This is a genomic window from Streptococcus sp. 1453 (assembly GCF_013276955.1).
Classification (GTDB): domain Bacteria; phylum Bacillota; class Bacilli; order Lactobacillales; family Streptococcaceae; genus Streptococcus.
Map to the genome: position 1 here is coordinate 309,465 of NZ_VMLZ01000005.1, position 19,676 is coordinate 329,140.

The following is a 19,676-nucleotide window of genomic DNA, read 5'->3' on the forward strand; positions in this document are numbered from 1 at the left end:
AAAACGCCTGCTTACGAAGTTGTTCTTAAGCAAAAAACAATTTCGTAAACAAGCGTCTACTATCCCAACTTATGATGAGTGTTCCCGCTAGGACCGAAATCCTAGCGGTAGACCAGAGCTAGACTAAGAGCACAAGACTCCATCATCATAACACTCAACAAAATTGATGATTTTATACTAATTCGATGATCGCCATTGGCGCTGCATCACCACGACGTGGTTCAGTTTTAAGGATACGAGTGTATCCACCGTTACGTTCAGCATAACGAGGTGCGATTTCTGAGAACAATTTTTGAAGTGCTGTAGTAGAAGTGTACTTATCAGTTGCTTCATCATAGTTTTCAGATGCGATTTCATTACGTACGAAAGCAGCTGCTTGACGACGTGCATGCAAATCACCACGTTTACCTAGAGTAATCATTTTTTCAACAGTTTTACGGATTTCTTTAGCACGAGCTTCAGTTGTCACGATTGATTCGTTGATCAAAAGGTCAGTTGTCAAATCGCGAAGCATTGCTTTACGTTGTGAGCTAGTGCGTCCTAGTTTACGGTAAGCCATGTATTCCTCCTTTATTTATCTTTTAATCCAAGACCCAAATCAATGAGTTTGAGTTTCACTTCTTCCAAACTCTTGCGTCCAAGATTTCGTACTTTCATCATCTCTGCTTCAGATTTTTCTGTCAAATCATGCACAGTATTGATACCGGCACGTTTCAAACAGTTGTATGAACGCACAGACAAATCCAGTTCTTCAATCGTACGATCCAAAATACGGTCGTCAGATTCAGTATCAGCTTCTTTCATCACTTCAGTTGACTTAGCAATCTCAGTAAGATTTGTAAACAAATCAAGATGTTCTGTCAAAATACGTGCTGAAAGCCCTAAAGCATCTTCTGGAATAATTGTTCCATTTGTCAAGATTTCAAGGGTTAATTTGTCAAATCCATCATTGCTACCTACACGAGCAGGCTCCACTTGATAGTTGACTTTTGTAACTGGTGTATAAATAGAATCTACAGCAAGTGTTCCAACTGGTGCATTATCCTTTTTATTTTCATCAGCAGGTACATATCCACGACCACTGTTAACAGTCATAGTCGCTTTTAGAGAAGAACCTTCACCGATTGTAAAGAGATAATGATCTGGATTTACAATTTCAATATCGCTATCTGTCAAAATGTCACCAGCTGTTACTTCAGCAGGACCTTCAACATCTAGTTCGATGATTTTTTCGTCTTCAACGTACGATTTCACTGCAATTCCTTTAATGTTCAGAATGATTTGCATCACGTCTTCACGAACACCTGGAACTGTGTCAAACTCATGTAACACACCATCAATGTTGATAGATGTCACAGCTGCTCCTGGTAGAGAAGCTAGAAGTACACGACGAAGAGAGTTACCAAGAGTTGTACCGTAGCCACGTTCAAGTGGTTCGATTACAAACTTGCCATAATCTTTATTTTCATCAATTTTTGTTATATTTGGTTTTTCAAACTCGATCATTTAGTTACTCCCTCTTAAACGAAAAGCAGTGTAATGCGATGATTATACACGGCGACGTTTTGGAGGACGAGCACCATTGTGTGGCACTGGAGTCACATCACGAATTGCTGTTACTTCAAGACCAGCGGCAGCAAGCGCACGAATAGCTGACTCACGACCAGAACCTGGACCTTTTACAGTAACTTCAACTGATTTAAGACCGTGTTCTTGTGCAGATTTAGCAGCAGCTTCAGAAGCCATTTGAGCAGCGAATGGTGTAGATTTACGAGAACCTTTGAAACCAAGAGCACCAGCTGATGACCAAGCAATTGCATTACCATGCACATCAGTAATCATAACAATAGTGTTATTAAATGTAGCGTGAATATGAGCAATACCAGATTCGATATTCTTTTTCACACGACGTTTACGTGTTGGTTTAGCCAAGACTTTTACCTCCTATATTATTTTTTCTTACCAGCAATCGCAACAGCTTTACCTTTACGAGTGCGAGCGTTGTTTTTAGTGTTTTGTCCACGGACAGGAAGTCCACGACGGTGACGGATACCACGGTATGAACCGATTTCCATCAAACGTTTGATGTTCAAGTTTACTTCACGACGAAGGTCACCTTCAACTTTGATTGCATCCACTTCACGACGAATAGCATCTTCTTGATCTGATGTAAGATCACGTACACGAACATCTTCTGAGATTCCAGCAGCAGCCAAAATTTTCTTAGATGTTGCAAGTCCGATACCATAAACATAAGTCAATGAGATTACTACGCGTTTGTCATTTGGAATGTCAACTCCAGCAATACGAGCCATGTTTTCTCCTTTCTATCTTATCCTTGACGTTGTTTGTGTTTTGGATTTGCTGGGCAAATTACCATAACACGACCATTACGACGAATAACTTTACAGTATTCGCAAATTGGTTTGACCGATGGTCTTACTTTCATTTCTTATCCCTCCAAGTTTTTCGATTATTTAAAGCGGTAAGTGATACGTCCACGTGTCAAGTCATATGGACTCATTTCGACAGTAACACGATCTCCCGCTAAAATACGAATATAGTTTTTACGAATTTTACCAGAAACTGTTGCTAAAATCTGATGTCCATTTTCAAGTTCAACCGTAAACATTGCATTCGGCATTGTATCAACTACTTTGCCTTCAACTTCAATCACATCGTCTTTTGCCACGCAAAAGCACCTCCATAAATTTCGATTCGATGCCTCTAGACACAGAGACAACAATTATAAGTCAGACTATCTCAGTATAACATTTGTAGCGGATTTTTGCAAGTGTGAAAAGCGCTTTATTTCAAATTTGTCAATACTTTTTCGATATCTGAGAAGACATCATTGATATCTTGATTACCTTCGATGTCATGAACCAAACCTTTGGCACGATAGTGAGCAATGATTGGTTCCCCTTGAGCAATATTCACATCCAAACGACGTTTTACTGTCTCAGGCTTATCATCTTCACGTTGGTAGTAATCTTCTTCTTTATAGTCAACTGGTGGGTTAAAGACCTTGTGGAAAGTTTCTCCAGTTACGCGGTGGATGATACGGCCACTCAAACGTTCCAAGAGGCTATCTGGATTCACTTCGATGTTGATGACACCTTCTAGTTCAATGCCAAGTTCAGCCAATGTTTTGTCCAAGGCATGAGCTTGTTCGATTGTACGTGGGTAACCATCCAACAAGAATCCTGTTTCTTTAATATCATCTTGTGAAAGACGTTCTTTTACGATTCCATTTGTAACTTCGTCAGGAACCAATTCACCCTTGTCAATGTATGACTTAGCAAGAACACCCATTTCAGTTTGATTTGCCATAGCAGCGCGGAACATATCCCCTGTTGAGATATGTGCAACATGGAATTGTTCAACGATTTTTGCTGCTTGAGTTCCCTTACCTGCACCAGGTAAGCCCATAATCAAAAGATTCATGATCTGATCTCCTTATTTTATTTTTAAATAGAAGCAAAAAATCTTTTCACCCCTATTTAAAAACAAAATAGAAGAGGGGAGACCAAACTCTCACTAATGTTAGAGTTAAACCTCCACTCCCTCAGCATTTACTGATTCATACTCAATGAAAATCAAAGAGCAAACTAGGAAGCTAGCCGCAGGTTGCTCAAAGCACTGCTTTGAGGTTGCAGATAAAGCTGACGTGGTTTGAAGAGATTTTCGAAGAGTATCAGTAAATACTTTTATTCTGTTCTATCCATGAAACCAACATACTTACGTTTCAATAGGTAACCTTCCAATTGTTTGATTCCTTCGATACCTGTAGAGATAATGATCAAGAGACTTGTTCCCCCAAAGGCAACAACATCAGAAAGACCAAATACATCTTTAGCTGCAATCGGCAAAATGGAAATCACACCAAGGAAGAGGGAACCAACAGTTGCAAGACGACGAAGAAGTTTAGACATATATTCTTCTGTACCTTTACCAGGACGAACTCCATGGATATAGGCACCACTCTTTTGTAGGTTCTCTGCCGCTTTTTCAGGATTAATCTGTACAAACGTATAGAAGAATGTAAAGAGAATAATCAACAAAGCATACATGGCAATACCAGTTGGAGAAGTGGTTGCCAACATCTCTTGTGCTACCCTTACCCAAGCCCAATCATGACCTGTAGCGCTCAAAAACTGAAGAATCGCCGCAGGCGCTGCAGTAATCGAACTTGCAAAGATAACAGGGATAACTCCAGCAGGGTTTACCTTCAATGGAAGGTAAGAGCTAGATGGAGCACCTTGTGCAACCTTAGTATATTGGATTGGAATTTTGTATTCTGCTTGTTGAACATAAGTTGTAAAGTAAATGATCAACAATACAGTAATAATCAAAATGATTACGAAAATGATAGATGAAGTGATACGGCTACTTGGGACGTTCACAAAGTAGTCCACATAGATGCCCTGAATCATCTCTGGAATTGAGGCAACAATCCCGGCAAAGATAATCATGGAAACACCGTTTCCGTATCCCTTATCTGTAATTTGCTCACCCAACCAAGTGACAATCATACTACCAGCTGTTAAGATGATACCAATCGTCAGAAAAACTTGTGGAGTTAAAGCAGTTTTAATCAATTGAGCTCCAGCCAAGGTATTAAAACCAGCTGTAATCCCGATAGATTGCACAAAAGCGAGAACTAGAGCAATATAACGAGTAGCTTGGTTCAATTTTCTTCGGCCTACTTCCCCTTGTTTCCCCCACTCTACAAACTTGGGTAAAATATCCATTTGCAAGAGTTGGACAACGATAGAAGCGGTGATATAAGGACTAACTCCTAGGGCAAAAATCGAAAAGTTTTTTAGGGCATTCCCCGACACCAAGCTCAACATGTTTAAGAAGGATAATCCACTTAAAGCATTCAAGCTATTGGCATTCACACCAGGAACTGTAATGCTAGTTCCGATACGAAAGACCAAAACGATAAAAATTGTAAATAAAATTTTTGATCGAACCTGCTTGACTTTAAGAGCTTCTCTTAATAATTTAAAAAACATAGGTCACCTCTCTTAGATGACTTCTACTGAACCACCTTTAGCAGTGATAGCTTCTTCAGCTGATTTAGAGAATTTAGCTGCTTTCACAGTCAATTTCTTAGTCAACTCACCGTTACCAAGAATTTTAATACCTGATTTTTCAGCTTTAACAATTCCTGCTTCGATAAGAACAACTGGAGTAACTTCAGCACCATCTTCAAAGACGTTCAATTGGTCAAGGTTCACAATTGCGTATTCTTTAGCGTTGATGTTAGTGAATCCACGTTTTGGAAGACGACGGAACAATGGAGTTTGTCCACCTTCAAAACCAAGGCGAACTCCGCCACCGCTACGAGCTTTTTGACCTTTTTGACCACGACCAGATGTTTTACCGTTACCTGATGAAGTACCACGACCAACACGGTTACGTACTTTACGAGAACCTTCTGCAGGTTTCAATTCATGAAGTTTCATTTTTATTTTCTCCTCTTTTGTAAAATGCTAGCGCCGATAAGGGAGAAAAGGTTGTCTCCCCCATCAACTCGCCTATACGACGTCATCATAGATGACTATATCTAGTTTTAGGGGATGGTATAGTGCACATCCCCTAAAAATTCATTAGTTTACTTCTTCAACTGTTACCAAGTGAGATACTGCTGTGATCATACCACGGATAGCAGCGTTATCTTCTTTAATAACAGAGCTGTTCAATTTGCCAAGTCCAAGTGCTACAACAGTTTTACGTTGTGATGGAATGCGTCCGATTGGAGACTTAGTCAAAGTAATTTTAATTTGAGCCATTTTATCCCCTTTCTTATGCCAAATCAGAAACTGAAATACCACGAAGGGCAGCAACTTCTTCAGCGCGTTTCAATTGTTTCAAACCTTCAACAGTTGCACGAACAATGTTGATTGGAGTGTTAGAACCAAGTGATTTAGATGTAATATCTGCCACACCTGCCAATTCCACAACGGCACGAACTGCACCACCAGCGGCAACTCCAGAACCTTCTACAGCAGGTTTCAACAATACTTTAGCTCCACCGAATTCTGAAAGAACTTCGTGTGGGATTGTTGTTCCAACCATAGGAACTTCGATCAAGTTTTTCTTAGCATCATCTACTGCTTTACGGATTGCTTCTGGAACTTCTTGAGCTTTACCAGTACCAAATCCTACGCGACCGTTGTGGTCACCAACAACAACAAGAGCTGCGAAACGAAGACGACGTCCACCTTTAACAACTTTTGTAACACGGTTGACAGCAACTACGCGTTCTTCTAATTCAACTGCATTGTCTTTAAATGCCATTTTCTAGTGTCCTCCTATTAGAATTTCAATCCGTTTTCACGAGCTGCATCAGCCAAAGCTTTCACACGTCCGTGATATAGATATCCACCGCGGTCGAACACCACTTCTGAAATACCTTTAGCGTTTGCACGTTCTGCAACGAGTTTACCGACAGCAACGGCTTGTTCAGTTTTAGTTCCTTTTGAAACTTCTTTGTCAAGAGTTGAAGCACTTGCGAGCGTTACACCCGCTACGTCATCAATCACTTGAGCGTAGATGCCTGTATTAGAACGGAATACGTTCAAACGTGGGCGATCAGCAGTTCCAGAGAGTTTTCCGCGAACGCGACGATGGCGTTTTTGGCGGAGTTTGTTTTTATCTGGTTTTGAAATCACAGTTTTCACCTCTTTAGTTTTAAATCGTGTGCTATGCACAAAGTTGGAAAATAGGTTGGTGGTTGAGACTCAACCACTCAACATTATTTACCTGTTTTACCTTCTTTACGGCGAACGAATTCACCAACGTAACGGATACCTTTACCTTTATATGGTTCTGGTGAACGAAGGCTACGTACGTAAGCAGCTGTTTGACCAACTACTTCTTTTGAAATTCCGCTAACAACGATTGTTGTTGGGTTTGGAAGTTCAAAAGTAATTCCTTCTGGAGCTTCAACTTCGTCTGGATGAGATTTACCAACAGCCAAAACAAGTTTAGATCCTTGAAGTTGTGCACGGTAACCAACCCCGCGCATTTCAAGTTCTTTCTTGAATCCTTCTGATACACCAACAACCATGTTGTTCAAAAGGGCACGAGTAGTTCCGTGGATAGTTTTCATTTCTTTTGAATCGTTTGGACGGTGAAGAGTTACTTCAGTACCTTCCACACGGATTTCAATATCTTTTGAGAACTCACGAGTAAGTTCTCCTTTAGGTCCTTTTACAGTTACAAGGTTGTCATTGTTAGTGATTTCAACACCAGCAGGCAACACGATAACTTTATTACCAATACGTGACATGTTTATTTTCTCCTGTTAAATTGTCAGGCCAGAACGGCCAGTTTTCACGGGGTTAAATCGATTCCTCGATTTAAAGGAACATTTAGGTTGCAATTTCAAAGTGAATCTAGGCATCGTCTCGCAGGCATAACTTTAGGTTAGGCAAGAGACGATAACGAAGAGTCACAAAGAAATTGGGAACTAAATATTACCAAACGTAAGCGATAACTTCCCCACCAACATTCTTTTGGCGTGCTTCTTTATCAGTAAGCAAACCTTCAGAAGTTGAAAGGATAGCAATTCCAAGTCCGTTAAGAACTTTTGGAAGGTCTTCACGTTTTTTGTAGACACGAAGTCCTGGTTTAGAAACACGTTTCAAGTTAGTGATAACTTTTTCACCGTTTGGTCCGTATTTAAGGAATACACGGATGATGCCTTGTTTGTCATCTTCGATGATTTCAACGTTTTTTACAAAACCTTCGCGTTTAAGGATTTCAGCAATCCCTTTTTTGATGTTTGATGCAGGTACTTCAAGTACTTCGTGTTTAGCTTGGTTAGCATTACGAATACGAGTTAGGAAGTCTGCGATTGGGTCAGTCATAACCATTTTGTTTTTCTCCTCTTACTAGTAGTTTGCAAGTTGCACTTGCTAGTTAATACATGATACAAAGAGCGTAACAGCACGAGCAAAAATAGGCAATTTGATGCAGGAACGATGCTCCAAAGCAAATTGGTCTTTTTTGCCAAAGCTGTAGCTCGTGTTCAAATTGGCAAAGCCAACTGAACCCGGGCTAAACTCTGTGTGAAAAAGATAAACTTTCCTAGAAACTTCAGTTTCTTCGTCAAGTTTCCTATTTTCACTTAGAGTTTTGACGCCCTTGATATCTTAAATTACCAAGATGCTTTTGTTACACCAGGGATTTGACCTTTATATGCTAATTCACGGAAGCAAACACGGCAAAGTTTAAATTTGCGGTAAACTGAATGTGGACGACCACATTTTTCACAACGAGTATAAGCTTGAGTAGAGAACTTCGCTGGACGTTTGTTCTTAGCAATCATTGATTTTTTAGCCATTAGATTTACCTCCTATATTATTTTGCAAAAGGCATTCCAAGGCCTGTAAGCAATGCACGTGACTCTTCGTCAGTGTTAGCAGTTGTTACGATAACGATGTCAAGACCACGAGTTTTGTCAACGTCATCGAAGTTGATTTCTGGGAAGATCAATTGTTCTTTCACACCAAGTGTGTAGTTTCCGCGTCCGTCAAATGATTTTGTTGGAACACCGTGGAAGTCACGTACACGTGGAAGTGAAACTGAAACCAATTTATCCAAGAATTCGTACATACGTTCACCACGAAGGGTAACTTTTGCACCGATCGCAACACCTTCACGAAGACGGAAGCCGGCGATTGATTTTTTAGCTTTAGTGATAAGTGGTTTTTGACCTGAGATAAGTGCCAATTCTTCAGCAGCTTTTTCAAGACTTTTAGCGTTTGATACAGCTTCACCAACACCCATGTTCAAAACGATCTTATCTACTTTAGGCACAGCCATCACTGATGAGTAGTTAAATTGTTCTGTCAAAGCAGGAACTACTTCATTAAGATATTTTTCTTTTAAACGATTTGCCATTATACTTCTCCTTTCCTTCGTGATCAATCAAGCACTTCGCCTGATTTTTTGTTGTAGCGAACTTTTTTACCGTCTACAAATTTGTAACCAACACGACCAGCTACACCATTTTTGTCCAATACTTGAACGTTTGATACGTGGATAGCTGCTTCTTTCTCGATGATACCACCTTGAGGAAGCTCGTTAGTTGGACGTTGGTGTTTCTTAACGATGTTAACACCTTCAACGATAACTTTGTTTACTTTTGGAAGGGCAGTAAGGACAACAGCTTCTGTTCCCTTATCTTTACCAGCGATTACGCGAACTTTGTCGCCTTTTTTTACAAACATTAGGTTTCTCCTTGATTTTTCTTACGCCCATAAGGGCACCCTGGAAGTAAATCCAGGGGACTAGTTTGTTTGTTTTTGCTCTTCGAAAATCAAAGCAATCCTTCGTCAGTTTCAACTCACCTAACTTAAGTTATGCTTTCGTTTTACTTCCTAGACTTGTTTTAATTTTCTTTGAGCAACCAATTAAAGTACTTCTGGAGCAAGTGACACGATCTTCATGAAGCCACCTTCACGCAATTCACGTGCAACTGGGCCAAAGATACGTGTTCCGCGAGGAGTTTTATCTTCACGGATGATAACTGCTGCGTTTTCGTCAAATTTGATGTATGAACCATCAGCACGACGAGCACCTGATTTAGTACGAACGATAACTGCTTTAACAACGTCACCTTTTTTAACCGCACCACCAGGAGTAGCTTGTTTTACAGATGCCACGATAACATCACCGATGTTTGCAAATTTACGTCCTGAACCACCAAGAACTTTGATAGTCAAGATTTCGCGAGCACCGCTGTTGTCTGCGACTTTCAAACGAGTTTCTGTTTGAATCATTTCAGTTTTCTCCTTTCAGGTTTGATTAGATGATAACCGCTTCTTCAACAACTTCTACAAGACGGAAACGTTTTGTAGCTGAAAGCGGACGAGTTTCCATGATACGTACGATATCGCCTTCTTTGGCAACATTGTTTTCATCATGAGCTTTGTATTTTTTAGAGTAGTTAATACGTTTACCATAGACTGGGTGGTTACGTTTTGTTTCAACTACAACTGTGATTGTCTTGTCCATTTTGTCAGATACAACACGTCCAACAAGAACTTTACGATTATTGCGTTCCATTGAAATTTCTCCTTCCCTAGTCTATTATTTCGCTTCAGATTGAACTGTTTTGATACGAGCGATTTGTTTTTTAACTTCTTTCAAGCGAGCTGTTTGTTCCAATTGACCAGTAGCAGCTTGGAAACGAAGTTCAAACAATTCTTTTTTCAATTCGTTTTCGCGCTTCGCGAGTTCTTCTTGAGAAAGACCACGAAGTTCTTTAACAAATTCTTTTACTTCATTAAGTTTCATGCCTTCTCCTTATTCTGCTTCACGTTTTACGAATTTACATTTAACTGGCAATTTGTGGCTAGCAAGACGAAGCGCTTCGCGTGCAATCTCTTCAGATACACCAGCAATTTCGAACATCACTTTACCACGTTTAACTGGTGCTACCCAACCTTCAGGTGCCCCTTTACCAGATCCCATACGCACACCGATAGCTTTAGCAGTGTATGATTTGTGTGGGAAGATTTTAATCCAAACTTTACCACCACGTTTCATGTAACGAGTCATGGCGATACGAGCAGCTTCGATTTGGCGGTTAGTGATCCAGTGGCTAGTTGTAGCTTGAAGACCGTATTCACCGAATGCTACTTCTTTTCCACCTTTTGCTTCACCGCGCATTTTTCCACGGAATTCACGACGGTGTTTAACACGTTTAGGTACTAACATTGGTTATTTACCTCCTTTAGTGTTTTTGCGAGCTGGAAGAACTTCACCACGGTAGATCCATACTTTAACACCAAGTTTACCGTATGTAGTATCTGCTTCTTCCCAAGCGTAATCGATATCTGCACGAAGTGTGTGAAGTGGAACAGTTCCTTCAGAGTATCCTTCAGCACGGGCGATATCTGCACCGTTCAAACGACCTGATACTTGAGTTTTGATTCCTTTAGCTCCAGCACGCATTGCACGTTGGATTGCTTGTTTTTGTGCACGACGGAAAGCAACACGTTGCTCCAATTGACGAGCAATACCTTCACCTACAAGGTGAGCATCCAAATCAGGTTGTTTGATTTCGATGATGTTGATGTGTACTTGTTTTCCAGTCAATTTGTTAAGTTTTGCACGGAGTGCATCAACGTTAGCACCACCTTTACCGATAACCATACCTGGTTTAGCAGTGTGAAGTGAAACGTTAACTTTGTTTACTGCGCGTTCGATTTCAATAGTTGAAACTGCTGCGTCAGCAAGTTCTTTTTGAACGAATTTACGGATTGCAAGATCTTCATGAAGGTAATCCGCGTATTCTTTTTCAGCATACCATTTGGCATCCCAATCACGGATGATGCCGACACGCATACCAATTGGATGTACTTTTTGACCCACGATTTTACCTCCTTATTTTTCTGCAACAGCTACAGTGATGTGAGCTGTACGTTTGTTGATTGGTGAAGCTGAACCTTTCGCACGTGGACGGAAACGTTTCATAGTTGGTCCTTCGTTTGCAAATGCTTCAGATACTACCAAGTTAGCTTTATCCAAACCAAAGTTGTTTTCAGCGTTAGCTACAGCTGAGTTCAAAACTTTCAAAATGATTTCAGCAGCTTTGTTTGGAGTGAATGTCAAAATTGCGATTGCATCGGCTACGCTTTTACCACGGATGTTATCAAGAACAAGACGTGATTTACGAGGTGAAACACGTACTGTACGAGCCATTGCTTTAGCTGAAGTAATTTCTGCCATTTATGTTCTCCTTATTTTCTACGTGTTTTCTTGTCGTCTGCAGCGTGACCTTTGTAAGTACGAGTTGGTGCAAATTCACCAAGTTTGTGACCTACCATGTCTTCTTGGATGTAAACAGGTACGTGTTTACGTCCGTCATAAACTGCAATAGTGTAACCAATGAAACTTGGGAAGATCGTTGAACGACGTGACCAAGTTTTAATAACTTTTTTCTTTTCGTCGTTAGCTTGAGCTTCAACTTTTTTCATCAAATGCTCATCGACGAAAGGTCCTTTTTTAAGACTGCGTCCCATTTTTATATTTTCTCCTTTAAATGTTGTACCACAGCGGCTTGCGCTCCTATGGAGCGCTACCGAGCTGGCGGATTTACTAGTGGCTTAAGCGACTAGTTTAATATTATTTCTCGTTGCGACGACGAACGATAAGTTTGTCAGATTTCGCTTTCTTGTTACGAGTTTTAAGACCAAGAGCAGGTTTGCCCCATGGAGTAGATGGTGCTTTACGACCAACTGGTGCTTTACCTTCACCACCACCGTGTGGGTGATCGTTAGGGTTCATTACAGAACCACGAACTGTTGGGCGGATACCTTTCCAACGGCTACGTCCTGCTTTACCAAGGTTTACAAGTCCGTGTTGTTCGTTTCCGACAACACCAACTGTAGCACGGCAAGTTCCAAGAATCATACGAACTTCACCTGATTGAAGACGAACAAGAACGTATTTACCTTCAGAACCCAATACTTGAGCAGATGCACCAGCAGCACGTACCAATTCACCACCACGACCTGGTTTCAACTCGATATTGTGGATCAAAGTACCAACTGGGATGTTAGCAAGTGGAAGAGCATTTCCGACTTTGATATCTGCTTCTGGACCTGAAACGATACGTTGACCAACTTCAAGACCTTTTGGAGCGATGATGTACGCTTTCACACCGTCAGTGTAGTGTACAAGAGCGATGTTTGCAGAACGGTTTGGATCGTACTCGATTGTTTTAACAACTGCTTCAACGTTGTCTTTGTTACGTTTGAAGTCAACCAAACGGTAGAAACGTTTGTGTCCACCACCTTGGTGACGAACTGTGATACGACCGTTGTTGTTACGACCAGCCTTGCTCTTCAATGCAACAAGCAATGATTTTTCAGGAGTGCTTGTTGTGATTTCAGCGAAATCCAAAGAAGTCATATTACGGCGACCGTTTGTTGTTGGTTTATAAACACGAATTCCCACGATATTTCCTCCTTAGATTATTCAGCTTCAGCAGCAAACAACTCGATTGCTTTAGAATCAGCTGTAAGTGTGATGATAGCTTTTTTAGTTTTGTTAGTAAAACCAGTGTAACGTCCAACACGTTTAGCTTTTGGTTTTACGTTGATTGTGTTAACATTGGCAACTTTAACACCTTCGAAAGCAGCTTCAACAGCTTGCTTGATCAAAAGTTTGTGTGCACGAGTGTCAACTTCAAATACATATTTTCCTGCTTCAAGTTGAGCCATTGAGCTTTCAGTGATGACAGGTTTTTTGATAACATCATACAAATTCATTATGCAAGAACCTCCTCGATTTTAGAGATAGCTGCTTGTGTGACAAGAAGTTTGTCGCTATTTGCGATGTCAAGAACACTTGCAGTTGTAGCAGTTGCAACTTTCACGTTTGGAAGGTTACGAGCTGAAAGAGCTGCGAATTCATTTCCTTCTTCAAGGATAACAAGAACTTTAGAATCGATGCTCAATGCTGCAAGAACTTTTGCAAATTCAGCAGTTTTTGGAGCTGTAAATTCAAGAGAATCAACGGCTACAAATTTGTTTTCAGCAACTTTTTCAGAGTAAACTGATTTAAGAGCTAGGCGACGAACTTTTTGTGGAAGTTTGTAGCCGTATGAACGTGGAGTTGGTCCGAAGACAACACCACCACCACGCCATTGTGGTGAGCGGATAGAACCTTGACGAGCACGTCCAGTTCCTTTTTGACGCCATGGTTTGCGTCCACCACCTGATACTGCAGAGCGGTTTTTAACAGCGTGTGTTCCTTGGCGAAGGCTTGCGCGTTGGCTGATGATCACATCAAACACAACTGATTCATTTGGTTCGATACCAAATACTGCATCGTTAAGAACAACTTGGCCAGCTTCTTTACCAGTTTGGTCAAATAATGTTACGTTTGCCATTGTGACTGATTTCCCCTTTCTTTATTATTTACCAGCTTTAACTGCTGATTTGATAGTGATAAGAGATTTCTTAGCACCTGGTACGTTACCTTTGATAAGGATAACGTTCTTTTCTGGAACAACTTGTACAACTTCAAGGTTTTGAATTGTTACGCGGTCACCACCCATACGTCCTGCAAGGTTTTTACCTTTAAATACGCGGTTAGGTGCAACAGGTCCCATAGAACCTGGACGACGGTGGTAACGAGAACCGTGAGCCATTGGTCCACGTGATTGTCCGTGGCGTTTGATAACACCTTGGAAACCTTTACCTTTAGAAGTACCAGTTACGTCAACAACGTCTCCAGCTGCGAATGTTTCAACTGTGATTTCAGCACCAACTTCCAAGCCTTCAACGTTTTTGAATTCACGAATGAAGCGCTTAGGAGCCGTGTTAGCTTTCGCTACATGTCCTTTAGCAGGTTTGTTGCTCAATACTTCGCGTTTGTCATCGAAACCAACTTGGATAGCGTTGTATCCGTCTGTTTCAACAGTTTTAACTTGAAGAACAACGTTTGGAGTTGCTTCAATAACTGTTACAGGGATCAATTCGCCAGCTTCAGTGAAGATTTGAGTCATTCCCACTTTTTTCCCTAAGATTCCTTTTGTCATGAGAAAATAGTTCCTTTTCTATATTTTTTATTCAAAAAGTTTTTAACGAGCGTTTTTTATGCTCAAGTCTAAGATACAAAGGGCGTCAAACTCAAAGTGAAAATAGGAAACTGACGCAGTGTCTGGCAGACACTAGGAAGTTTATTTTTTCCACACCGAGTTTAGCCCGTGTTCAATTAGATTGAAACACCAGCCTCTGCTCTTTTATATTTTAGATTAAAGTTTGATTTCTACGTTTACACCACTTGGAAGATCCAATTTCATCAAGGCATCAACTGTTTTTTGAGTTGGGTTAACGATATCGATCAAACGTTTGTGTGTACGCATTTCAAATTGTTCGCGAGAGTCTTTGTATTTGTGAGTCGCACGAATGATTGTGTAGAGGCTACGTTCAGTTGGAAGTGGGATTGGACCCGCAACTTGTGCACCTGTACGAGTAGCTGATTCTACGATTTTTGCAGCCGCTGTGTCAAGCGTACGGTGTTCGTAAGCTTTCAAACGGATACGGATTTTTTTGTTTGCCATCTTTTTCTCCTTTTCGTCTATTTAAGATAATAGGCTAGCTCCACAAGAAAACCGACGCGGTGTTGCGTGGCAATGCAACCGAGCGTGTCGCAACCTCTTGCATCAAAGCTAAAGCTGTAATTTACAGCACCATAATAGAATAACACAAAGCCCCTGCGATTGCAAGGGATTTGTTAGATTTTTTTCGTTTTTTTGGGATGAAACTGTTTTCCTATTTTTTCTTTTTAAAATTAGGGATTTTCTTCTATATAAGTTAAGTCCTCTTGACCTCAAATTTACCTTCTGATTGGTCCACTAGAATGTCCGCCCTTGACTCAGTTTCTTTATAGTATCGCAGATACTGCTCCCGTCTCATCTGGTGGCCAGCCAATATAAAGGAGGCATCGCGATTTCTCACAGTCGTATCTCTAGCAAGGCGTCGCTTTAATTCGGTCTCCTCATCCGTGTAGAAACAGATGGTTTTGTCAAAGAGTTCCTTGGGTAGAAAGCCAACAGACATCCCTTCGACAATCAAAATTGGTTTTGCTCCAGACAAGACCTCACTAGCTTTCCAAGGTTCTTCAATTGTTAAGATATCCATGCCAGCCTTTAAAGCGAGAATGTCTCTTTCTAAACTTACCAGTTCATGAGCCACAGGTAAACAAGCGGTCACTTTTTGGTCTGGAGTCTCCTTTGGCACCACTAAATGACGATTTGAAGCAATGTAAGGATCGGTTTCCAATAAGTTTACCTTTGCAGAATCTAGGGTTTGGTACAATTCCTGTGCAAAAGTTGATTTACCCGAAGCCCCATGACCGTATATTCCCAGTGTCCTGACTTTCCCCGTCTCGATCTCTGAGACTAGTTGGTCTACTAAGTCTTTTTTCTTCATTCTCTCTTCACCTGTTCATAGCTTTCTTTTCCGTCATTAAGCTTATGCCAAATCACTACTTGCCCACTTTTGAAAGATTTTTGCACATCGATAATTCGTTGATTGGAAGAACCTCGAAACTGGAGCATGAGATTTCTCTTAGTTCGGTCATACCGTCCATCGACAAGGATGTCAATTAGTGATAAGAGTTCCAGTTTATCTGGAGTTTCCAACATCATTTCTTCCCAAGTGTAGCCCGTCCAGGACCAGATGTCTTTTTCTGGCAATTCCTTTCGGATGCGTTTAACGAGAGGCAAGAGAATGCCCGTATTGAGGAAAGGCTCCCCTCCCAGCAAGGTCAATCCTTGAACATAAGGTTGAGCGAGATCTTCCATGATCTGTTCTTCTAATTCTGCTGTGTAGGGAATTCCTGCATTGAAAGACCAAGTCGCAACATTATAACACCCCTCGCAGTGAAACATGCAGCCTGATACATAGAGAGAGTTGCGCACGCCTTCGCCGTCCACAAAGTTAAAGGCCTTGTAGTCAATGATACGGCCTTGACTGAGTTCCTCACTTTTCCATTCTTGTGGTTTTGGATTATTCATTCGCCACCTCTATCCAATAACGCTCGACTTCATTACGAACATCCTCAATGAGACCTCTATTTGCTAGAATGACTGCTCTACTAGCAGGATTATTCACGTTACAGGTCACAAGAGTCTTCTTGATGTTCTTTTCTTTAGCAACTTGCAAGCCCTGACGGAGAGTTTCTTTCGCATAACCTTTGCCTCTTTCTGACGGACGAATGGAGTAGCCAATATGACCAGCATAATTCAGCAATCCCTCATTCAGTCTCAATCGCAGATTCAAAAATCCTAGAGCACGACCTACATCATCAAATGATACAAATTGAATAGAAGGAACACGATTTTCAGGCAAGTTTATTCCCATCTCTTTTTGCATATTTGTTTCCAACCACTCTTCATACACAAAGTTCTCTGTATCCCAAAAGCCCCCATCGTGAGCTGATTGGGTCTGCTCAAACTCTGCCATCATGTCTAAAACTGTTTCTTTATCTGCTAATCTTGGTCTGCGTAATTCCATCCTTACCTCCCACTATGAGAAAAGCGAGAGCTGACTCTCATACTCTTCGAAAATCAAATTCAAACCACGTCAGCGTCGCCTTACCGTACTCAAGTACAGCTTGCGGCTAGCTTCCTAGTTTGCTCTTTGATTTTCATTGAGTATCACTTTTATTTTTTCTTGTTCTTGTTTAAAAATTGTTCTCTGAGGCTGAGCAAGCGTTCTTTCTTACCAACTCCACCTTTAGAGTGTTTCTCGTGATAACGGGTCACTTGTGCGCGACCCTTATCGTCTAATTGATATTTTCCCATTTCATTTCTTTCTAATTTGTTACTTGATGTCCAGCTATTTTAATCGTTGATCCATTCATGTGTTTGACACGCGCAGCGATTTCCTTGTGACGGCCGTTTACCATCGGTCTCGCTTGAGGATTGCCTAGATAGCCACAAGTCCGTTTAACAACGTCTACTGTTTTAGGATCGCTATTGCCACAGTTTGGACAAGCAAAGCCCCTCTCAGTTGGTTCAAAATCCCCTTCAAAGTCACACTTGTAGCAACGGTCTATTGGAGTATTGGTCCCAAGATAGCCCACACGGTCATAGGCATAATCCCAGACAGCTTCCAGAGCCTTAGGATTTTGCTGGAGGACTGGATACTCACAATAATGGATGAAACCACCTGACGCACCTGCTTCTGGATAGACTTTCTCAAAGTCTAATTTTTCAAATGGTGTTGGATTTTTACGAACATCGTAGTGGAAAGAGTTGGTGTAGTACTCCTTGTCCGTAATATCAGGAATAGAGCCGAACTTTTCTGTATCTAGTCTACAGAAACGATCTGTCAAGCTTTCGGACGGTGTTGAGTATATAGAGAAATGGTAGCCATATTGGTCAGACCACTCTTCTACACGGCGTTTCATATCACGAATGATATCCAGCGTGAATTCCTTAGCTTCTGGATTGCTTTCCCAGCTGTTACCAAAGAAAACAGTTGCTACCTCATACAAGCCGATATAGCCCAGCGAAACGGTCGCTCGACGATTCTTAAAGAGCTGGTCAACACTTTCTTCTTTACCTAGACGATGACCAAAAGCACCGTATTGATAAAGGATAGGAGCATTTGCTGGTGTTGCTTCCTTGGTTCGTTCGACACGATAAACCAGAGCATCTTCCGCAATATTCATTCGCTCGTTGAAGATTTCCCAGAACTTATTCATGTCACCATCAGACTCGAGGGCGATGCGAGGAAGATTGACCGTCACAACGCCTAGATTCATCCGACCTGAATTGACTTCTACGCCATTCTCGTCTTTCCAACCTTGAAGGAAAGAACGACAACCCATAGGAACTTTGAAAGAACCTGTCAACTCAACAATTTTATCATAGGACAAAACATCTGGGTACATCCGTTTGGTTGCGCACTCTAGAGCCAACTGCTTGATGTCGTAGTTGGGTGTCCCTTCCTCTAAGTTGAGTCCTCTTTTAAGCGTGAAGATAAGTTTAGGGAAGATAGCTGTGCGGTGTTCTGAACCAAGTCCCTTGATTCGGATGTTCAAGATAGCTTTTTGAATTTCCCGCTCAAAACGATTGGTTCCCAGGCCAAAACCTAGCGAAGTGAAAGGTGTTTGCCCATTTGAAGTAAAGAGGGTGTTGATTTCATACTCAAGAGATTGCATGGCATCATAGATGTCTTTTTGCGTTTTCTTCCAGGCATAATCTTCCCGTTTTTCAGGTAAAACCCACTCTTCTGCATCTTTGAGGTGTTTTTGGTAATTCTTCTCTGCATAAGGCGCCAAGACTTCATCGATACGGTCAGCTGAACAGCCCCCATACTGGCTAGAAGCAACGTTGGCGATGATTTGCGAAATCTGAGCTGTCGCAGTCTGGATAGACTTGGGACTTTCTACCTCTGCATTTCCAATCTTAAAACCATTTTCCAACATCCCCTTGAAATCAATCAAACAGCAGTTGGTCATAGGTGTGTAGGGGCTATAATCCAAATCATGATAGTGGATATCCCCCTTTTGGTGGGCATTGGCTACATGCTTAGGAAGCATTTGCAGTCCGATTGATTTTCCAACGATGCCTGCTGTCAAATCACGCTGGGTATTAAAGACGTCGCTGTCTTTGTTCGCATTTTCATTGACAACTGCCTGATCTTTATTGAGAAGCTTATGGATACTAAAGTTAATATCTGTCGCTTTTGAGCGCTCAAAATCCCTCTGTGTTCGATAAGTGATATACTCCTCAGCCAGCGCATATTCTTTGGCTTCAAGCAATTCATGTTCTACGATATTTTGAATTTCGTAAATCTTAACCCCCTGTGGAAATCGACTATGAATTTCTGTGACAATTCGCTCGGTCAGAGCATTTAGGCGCTTTTCAACCAAGGGTGTCACATCCATAACCTTGTCTGCCGCCTTGTGGAGAGCCTTGTCAATCTTATCCACATCAAATACAACACGTCTCCCATCTCGTTTCTCGACGAAGAGAGTTGGCAAAATTGTAATTTTTTCTTCTAGTGCAATCATATGCATGCTCTTTTCTAAAATGTTCTTTCTAAAAAGTATTATACCACTCTAAAAAGAAAAATCAATATCTTGTGTTAAAAATCCTAAAATTTTTAAAAATACACAAGATATTG

At 41.2% G+C, this 19,676-nt stretch carries 34 protein-coding genes; all 34 read right to left on the reverse strand.

Translation table 11 applies throughout. The features are described from left to right. Positions 1-172: 172 nt before the first annotated feature. Positions 173-559, reverse strand: a complete 387-nt coding sequence (gene rplQ, locus HW098_RS04950) for a 50S ribosomal protein L17 (RefSeq protein ID WP_000331493.1) — start codon at positions 557-559, stop codon at positions 173-175. Positions 560-570: 11 nt separating this feature from the next. Beyond that, positions 571-1,506 carry a DNA-directed RNA polymerase subunit alpha gene (locus HW098_RS04955; RefSeq protein WP_000568988.1) on the reverse strand — a complete coding sequence of 312 codons (936 nt, stop codon included), beginning with the start codon at positions 1,504-1,506 and terminating at the stop codon, positions 571-573. 42 nt (positions 1,507-1,548) lie between these two features. Then, positions 1,549-1,932 carry a 30S ribosomal protein S11 gene (gene rpsK / locus HW098_RS04960; protein ID WP_001118385.1) on the reverse strand — a complete coding sequence of 128 codons (384 nt, stop codon included), beginning with the start codon at positions 1,930-1,932 and terminating at the stop codon, positions 1,549-1,551. Positions 1,933-1,949: 17 nt separating this feature from the next. Then, positions 1,950-2,315, reverse strand: a complete 366-nt coding sequence (gene rpsM / locus HW098_RS04965; RefSeq protein WP_000090781.1) for a 30S ribosomal protein S13 — start codon at positions 2,313-2,315, stop codon at positions 1,950-1,952. A 17-nt stretch (positions 2,316-2,332) separates the two neighbouring features. After that, complete coding sequence (rpmJ, locus tag HW098_RS04970) at positions 2,333-2,449, reverse strand: 50S ribosomal protein L36 (RefSeq protein WP_001808836.1); 117 nt, start codon at positions 2,447-2,449, stop codon at positions 2,333-2,335. 24 nt (positions 2,450-2,473) lie between these two features. Further along, positions 2,474-2,692, reverse strand: a complete 219-nt coding sequence (infA, locus tag HW098_RS04975) for a translation initiation factor IF-1 (RefSeq protein WP_001029883.1) — start codon at positions 2,690-2,692, stop codon at positions 2,474-2,476. A 116-nt stretch (positions 2,693-2,808) separates the two neighbouring features. Beyond that, complete coding sequence (locus HW098_RS04980) at positions 2,809-3,447, reverse strand: adenylate kinase (RefSeq protein ID WP_001050436.1); 639 nt, start codon at positions 3,445-3,447, stop codon at positions 2,809-2,811. A gap of 263 nt (positions 3,448-3,710) precedes the next feature. Beyond that, positions 3,711-5,021, reverse strand: coding sequence for a preprotein translocase subunit SecY (secY, locus tag HW098_RS04985; protein WP_049511466.1), 1,311 nt, complete (start codon positions 5,019-5,021; stop codon positions 3,711-3,713). A 12-nt stretch (positions 5,022-5,033) separates the two neighbouring features. Next, a complete protein-coding gene (gene rplO / locus HW098_RS04990; RefSeq protein WP_000766087.1) occupies positions 5,034-5,474 on the reverse strand; it encodes a 50S ribosomal protein L15 in 441 nt (146 codons plus the stop codon). Positions 5,475-5,618: 144 nt separating this feature from the next. Beyond that, the gene (rpmD, locus tag HW098_RS04995; protein ID WP_000057241.1) at positions 5,619-5,801 is read right to left on the reverse strand and encodes a 50S ribosomal protein L30; all 183 of its coding nucleotides are present in this window, start codon (positions 5,799-5,801) and stop codon (positions 5,619-5,621) included. A gap of 13 nt (positions 5,802-5,814) precedes the next feature. Next, the gene (rpsE, locus tag HW098_RS05000) at positions 5,815-6,309 is read right to left on the reverse strand and encodes a 30S ribosomal protein S5 (RefSeq protein WP_000874202.1); all 495 of its coding nucleotides are present in this window, start codon (positions 6,307-6,309) and stop codon (positions 5,815-5,817) included. Between the two features lie 17 nt (positions 6,310-6,326). Then, positions 6,327-6,683 carry a 50S ribosomal protein L18 gene (gene rplR / locus HW098_RS05005; RefSeq protein WP_000624044.1) on the reverse strand — a complete coding sequence of 119 codons (357 nt, stop codon included), beginning with the start codon at positions 6,681-6,683 and terminating at the stop codon, positions 6,327-6,329. An 83-nt stretch (positions 6,684-6,766) separates the two neighbouring features. Further along, complete coding sequence (rplF, locus tag HW098_RS05010) at positions 6,767-7,303, reverse strand: 50S ribosomal protein L6 (RefSeq protein ID WP_000086622.1); 537 nt, start codon at positions 7,301-7,303, stop codon at positions 6,767-6,769. Positions 7,304-7,490: 187 nt separating this feature from the next. Further along, the gene (rpsH, locus tag HW098_RS05015; RefSeq protein WP_000245504.1) at positions 7,491-7,889 is read right to left on the reverse strand and encodes a 30S ribosomal protein S8; all 399 of its coding nucleotides are present in this window, start codon (positions 7,887-7,889) and stop codon (positions 7,491-7,493) included. A 284-nt stretch (positions 7,890-8,173) separates the two neighbouring features. Next, positions 8,174-8,359 (reverse strand): type Z 30S ribosomal protein S14, encoded by a 186-nt coding sequence (locus tag HW098_RS05020; RefSeq protein WP_001085697.1) that lies wholly within the window; start codon positions 8,357-8,359, stop codon positions 8,174-8,176. 17 nt (positions 8,360-8,376) lie between these two features. Then, complete coding sequence (rplE, locus tag HW098_RS05025) at positions 8,377-8,919, reverse strand: 50S ribosomal protein L5 (RefSeq protein WP_000013542.1); 543 nt, start codon at positions 8,917-8,919, stop codon at positions 8,377-8,379. Between the two features lie 23 nt (positions 8,920-8,942). Then, positions 8,943-9,248 (reverse strand): 50S ribosomal protein L24, encoded by a 306-nt coding sequence (gene rplX, locus HW098_RS05030; RefSeq protein ID WP_000497691.1) that lies wholly within the window; start codon positions 9,246-9,248, stop codon positions 8,943-8,945. A 183-nt stretch (positions 9,249-9,431) separates the two neighbouring features. Next, positions 9,432-9,800 (reverse strand): 50S ribosomal protein L14, encoded by a 369-nt coding sequence (gene rplN / locus HW098_RS05035; protein ID WP_000616545.1) that lies wholly within the window; start codon positions 9,798-9,800, stop codon positions 9,432-9,434. 25 nt (positions 9,801-9,825) lie between these two features. After that, the gene (rpsQ, locus tag HW098_RS05040) at positions 9,826-10,086 is read right to left on the reverse strand and encodes a 30S ribosomal protein S17 (RefSeq protein WP_000440801.1); all 261 of its coding nucleotides are present in this window, start codon (positions 10,084-10,086) and stop codon (positions 9,826-9,828) included. Positions 10,087-10,110: 24 nt separating this feature from the next. Then, positions 10,111-10,317, reverse strand: a complete 207-nt coding sequence (rpmC, locus tag HW098_RS05045; protein WP_000772918.1) for a 50S ribosomal protein L29 — start codon at positions 10,315-10,317, stop codon at positions 10,111-10,113. A gap of 9 nt (positions 10,318-10,326) precedes the next feature. After that, on the reverse strand, positions 10,327-10,740 hold the full coding sequence (gene rplP / locus HW098_RS05050) for a 50S ribosomal protein L16 (protein WP_000960946.1): 414 nt from the start codon (positions 10,738-10,740) through the stop codon (positions 10,327-10,329). Between the two features lie 3 nt (positions 10,741-10,743). Continuing rightward, positions 10,744-11,397, reverse strand: a complete 654-nt coding sequence (gene rpsC, locus HW098_RS05055; protein WP_000529936.1) for a 30S ribosomal protein S3 — start codon at positions 11,395-11,397, stop codon at positions 10,744-10,746. A 12-nt stretch (positions 11,398-11,409) separates the two neighbouring features. Further along, positions 11,410-11,754 (reverse strand): 50S ribosomal protein L22, encoded by a 345-nt coding sequence (gene rplV, locus HW098_RS05060; protein ID WP_000818137.1) that lies wholly within the window; start codon positions 11,752-11,754, stop codon positions 11,410-11,412. An 11-nt stretch (positions 11,755-11,765) separates the two neighbouring features. Continuing rightward, positions 11,766-12,047 (reverse strand): 30S ribosomal protein S19, encoded by a 282-nt coding sequence (gene rpsS, locus HW098_RS05065; protein ID WP_000533766.1) that lies wholly within the window; start codon positions 12,045-12,047, stop codon positions 11,766-11,768. Between the two features lie 103 nt (positions 12,048-12,150). Then, complete coding sequence (gene rplB, locus HW098_RS05070; protein ID WP_000512911.1) at positions 12,151-12,984, reverse strand: 50S ribosomal protein L2; 834 nt, start codon at positions 12,982-12,984, stop codon at positions 12,151-12,153. A gap of 17 nt (positions 12,985-13,001) precedes the next feature. Then, positions 13,002-13,298 carry a 50S ribosomal protein L23 gene (locus HW098_RS05075; protein WP_001055347.1) on the reverse strand — a complete coding sequence of 99 codons (297 nt, stop codon included), beginning with the start codon at positions 13,296-13,298 and terminating at the stop codon, positions 13,002-13,004. Beyond that, positions 13,298-13,921 carry a 50S ribosomal protein L4 gene (gene rplD / locus HW098_RS05080; RefSeq protein WP_000024539.1) on the reverse strand — a complete coding sequence of 208 codons (624 nt, stop codon included), beginning with the start codon at positions 13,919-13,921 and terminating at the stop codon, positions 13,298-13,300. The genes HW098_RS05075 and rplD overlap by 1 nt, the downstream gene beginning before the upstream one ends. Positions 13,922-13,945: 24 nt before the next feature. Further along, the gene (gene rplC, locus HW098_RS05085) at positions 13,946-14,572 is read right to left on the reverse strand and encodes a 50S ribosomal protein L3 (RefSeq protein ID WP_000160197.1); all 627 of its coding nucleotides are present in this window, start codon (positions 14,570-14,572) and stop codon (positions 13,946-13,948) included. A gap of 216 nt (positions 14,573-14,788) precedes the next feature. Then, positions 14,789-15,097: a 30S ribosomal protein S10 gene (gene rpsJ / locus HW098_RS05090; RefSeq protein WP_001284513.1), complete on the reverse strand. Its 309-nt coding sequence runs from the start codon at positions 15,095-15,097 to the stop codon at positions 14,789-14,791. A gap of 253 nt (positions 15,098-15,350) precedes the next feature. Beyond that, positions 15,351-15,968, reverse strand: coding sequence for a phosphoribulokinase (locus tag HW098_RS05095; RefSeq protein WP_176139460.1), 618 nt, complete (start codon positions 15,966-15,968; stop codon positions 15,351-15,353). Next, positions 15,965-16,555 (reverse strand): anaerobic ribonucleoside-triphosphate reductase activating protein, encoded by a 591-nt coding sequence (nrdG, locus tag HW098_RS05100; RefSeq protein ID WP_176139461.1) that lies wholly within the window; start codon positions 16,553-16,555, stop codon positions 15,965-15,967. Before nrdG ends, HW098_RS05095 begins: the two co-directional genes overlap by 4 nt. Continuing rightward, the gene (locus HW098_RS05105) at positions 16,548-17,054 is read right to left on the reverse strand and encodes a GNAT family N-acetyltransferase (protein WP_176139462.1); all 507 of its coding nucleotides are present in this window, start codon (positions 17,052-17,054) and stop codon (positions 16,548-16,550) included. The genes nrdG and HW098_RS05105 overlap by 8 nt, the downstream gene beginning before the upstream one ends. A 149-nt stretch (positions 17,055-17,203) precedes the next feature. Beyond that, positions 17,204-17,344, reverse strand: a complete 141-nt coding sequence (locus HW098_RS05110) for a hypothetical protein (RefSeq protein ID WP_176139463.1) — start codon at positions 17,342-17,344, stop codon at positions 17,204-17,206. An 11-nt stretch (positions 17,345-17,355) separates the two neighbouring features. Continuing rightward, on the reverse strand, positions 17,356-19,563 hold the full coding sequence (gene nrdD / locus HW098_RS05115) for an anaerobic ribonucleoside-triphosphate reductase (RefSeq protein ID WP_049511462.1): 2,208 nt from the start codon (positions 19,561-19,563) through the stop codon (positions 17,356-17,358). Between the last annotated feature and the right edge of the window lie 113 nt (positions 19,564-19,676).

What these genes read in the sequence shown, in the direction of transcription:
- rpsQ (WP_000440801.1), bottom strand. Translation starts at nt 10,086, where the DNA reads ATGGAACGCAATAATCGTAAAGTTCTTGTTGGACGTGTTGTATCTGAC.
- rpmJ (WP_001808836.1), bottom strand. Translation starts at nt 2,449, where the DNA reads ATGAAAGTAAGACCATCGGTCAAACCAATTTGCGAATACTGTAAAGTT.
- HW098_RS05095 (WP_176139460.1), bottom strand. Translation starts at nt 15,968, where the DNA reads ATGAAGAAAAAAGACTTAGTAGACCAACTAGTCTCAGAGATCGAGACG.
- HW098_RS04980 (WP_001050436.1), bottom strand. Translation starts at nt 3,447, where the DNA reads ATGAATCTTTTGATTATGGGCTTACCTGGTGCAGGTAAGGGAACTCAA.
- HW098_RS05075 (WP_001055347.1), bottom strand. Translation starts at nt 13,298, where the DNA reads ATGAATTTGTATGATGTTATCAAAAAACCTGTCATCACTGAAAGCTCA.
- nrdD (WP_049511462.1), bottom strand. Translation starts at nt 19,563, where the DNA reads ATGATTGCACTAGAAGAAAAAATTACAATTTTGCCAACTCTCTTCGTC.
- rpmC (WP_000772918.1), bottom strand. Translation starts at nt 10,317, where the DNA reads ATGAAACTTAATGAAGTAAAAGAATTTGTTAAAGAACTTCGTGGTCTT.
- rplC (WP_000160197.1), bottom strand. Translation starts at nt 14,572, where the DNA reads ATGACAAAAGGAATCTTAGGGAAAAAAGTGGGAATGACTCAAATCTTC.
- rpsM (WP_000090781.1), bottom strand. Translation starts at nt 2,315, where the DNA reads ATGGCTCGTATTGCTGGAGTTGACATTCCAAATGACAAACGCGTAGTA.
- rplP (WP_000960946.1), bottom strand. Translation starts at nt 10,740, where the DNA reads ATGTTAGTACCTAAACGTGTTAAACACCGTCGTGAATTCCGTGGAAAA.
- secY (WP_049511466.1), bottom strand. Translation starts at nt 5,021, where the DNA reads ATGTTTTTTAAATTATTAAGAGAAGCTCTTAAAGTCAAGCAGGTTCGA.
- rplX (WP_000497691.1), bottom strand. Translation starts at nt 9,248, where the DNA reads ATGTTTGTAAAAAAAGGCGACAAAGTTCGCGTAATCGCTGGTAAAGAT.
- rplV (WP_000818137.1), bottom strand. Translation starts at nt 11,754, where the DNA reads ATGGCAGAAATTACTTCAGCTAAAGCAATGGCTCGTACAGTACGTGTT.
- HW098_RS05105 (WP_176139462.1), bottom strand. Translation starts at nt 17,054, where the DNA reads ATGGAATTACGCAGACCAAGATTAGCAGATAAAGAAACAGTTTTAGAC.
- rpsH (WP_000245504.1), bottom strand. Translation starts at nt 7,889, where the DNA reads ATGGTTATGACTGACCCAATCGCAGACTTCCTAACTCGTATTCGTAAT.
- rpsJ (WP_001284513.1), bottom strand. Translation starts at nt 15,097, where the DNA reads ATGGCAAACAAAAAAATCCGTATCCGTTTGAAAGCTTACGAACACCGT.
- rplQ (WP_000331493.1), bottom strand. Translation starts at nt 559, where the DNA reads ATGGCTTACCGTAAACTAGGACGCACTAGCTCACAACGTAAAGCAATG.
- rplO (WP_000766087.1), bottom strand. Translation starts at nt 5,474, where the DNA reads ATGAAACTTCATGAATTGAAACCTGCAGAAGGTTCTCGTAAAGTACGT.
- rplE (WP_000013542.1), bottom strand. Translation starts at nt 8,919, where the DNA reads ATGGCAAATCGTTTAAAAGAAAAATATCTTAATGAAGTAGTTCCTGCT.
- HW098_RS05110 (WP_176139463.1), bottom strand. Translation starts at nt 17,344, where the DNA reads ATGGGAAAATATCAATTAGACGATAAGGGTCGCGCACAAGTGACCCGT.
- rplN (WP_000616545.1), bottom strand. Translation starts at nt 9,800, where the DNA reads ATGATTCAAACAGAAACTCGTTTGAAAGTCGCAGACAACAGCGGTGCT.
- HW098_RS05020 (WP_001085697.1), bottom strand. Translation starts at nt 8,359, where the DNA reads ATGGCTAAAAAATCAATGATTGCTAAGAACAAACGTCCAGCGAAGTTC.
- nrdG (WP_176139461.1), bottom strand. Translation starts at nt 16,555, where the DNA reads ATGAATAATCCAAAACCACAAGAATGGAAAAGTGAGGAACTCAGTCAA.
- rpmD (WP_000057241.1), bottom strand. Translation starts at nt 5,801, where the DNA reads ATGGCTCAAATTAAAATTACTTTGACTAAGTCTCCAATCGGACGCATT.
- HW098_RS04955 (WP_000568988.1), bottom strand. Translation starts at nt 1,506, where the DNA reads ATGATCGAGTTTGAAAAACCAAATATAACAAAAATTGATGAAAATAAA.
- rplD (WP_000024539.1), bottom strand. Translation starts at nt 13,921, where the DNA reads ATGGCAAACGTAACATTATTTGACCAAACTGGTAAAGAAGCTGGCCAA.
- rpsE (WP_000874202.1), bottom strand. Translation starts at nt 6,309, where the DNA reads ATGGCATTTAAAGACAATGCAGTTGAATTAGAAGAACGCGTAGTTGCT.
- rplF (WP_000086622.1), bottom strand. Translation starts at nt 7,303, where the DNA reads ATGTCACGTATTGGTAATAAAGTTATCGTGTTGCCTGCTGGTGTTGAA.
- rpsS (WP_000533766.1), bottom strand. Translation starts at nt 12,047, where the DNA reads ATGGGACGCAGTCTTAAAAAAGGACCTTTCGTCGATGAGCATTTGATG.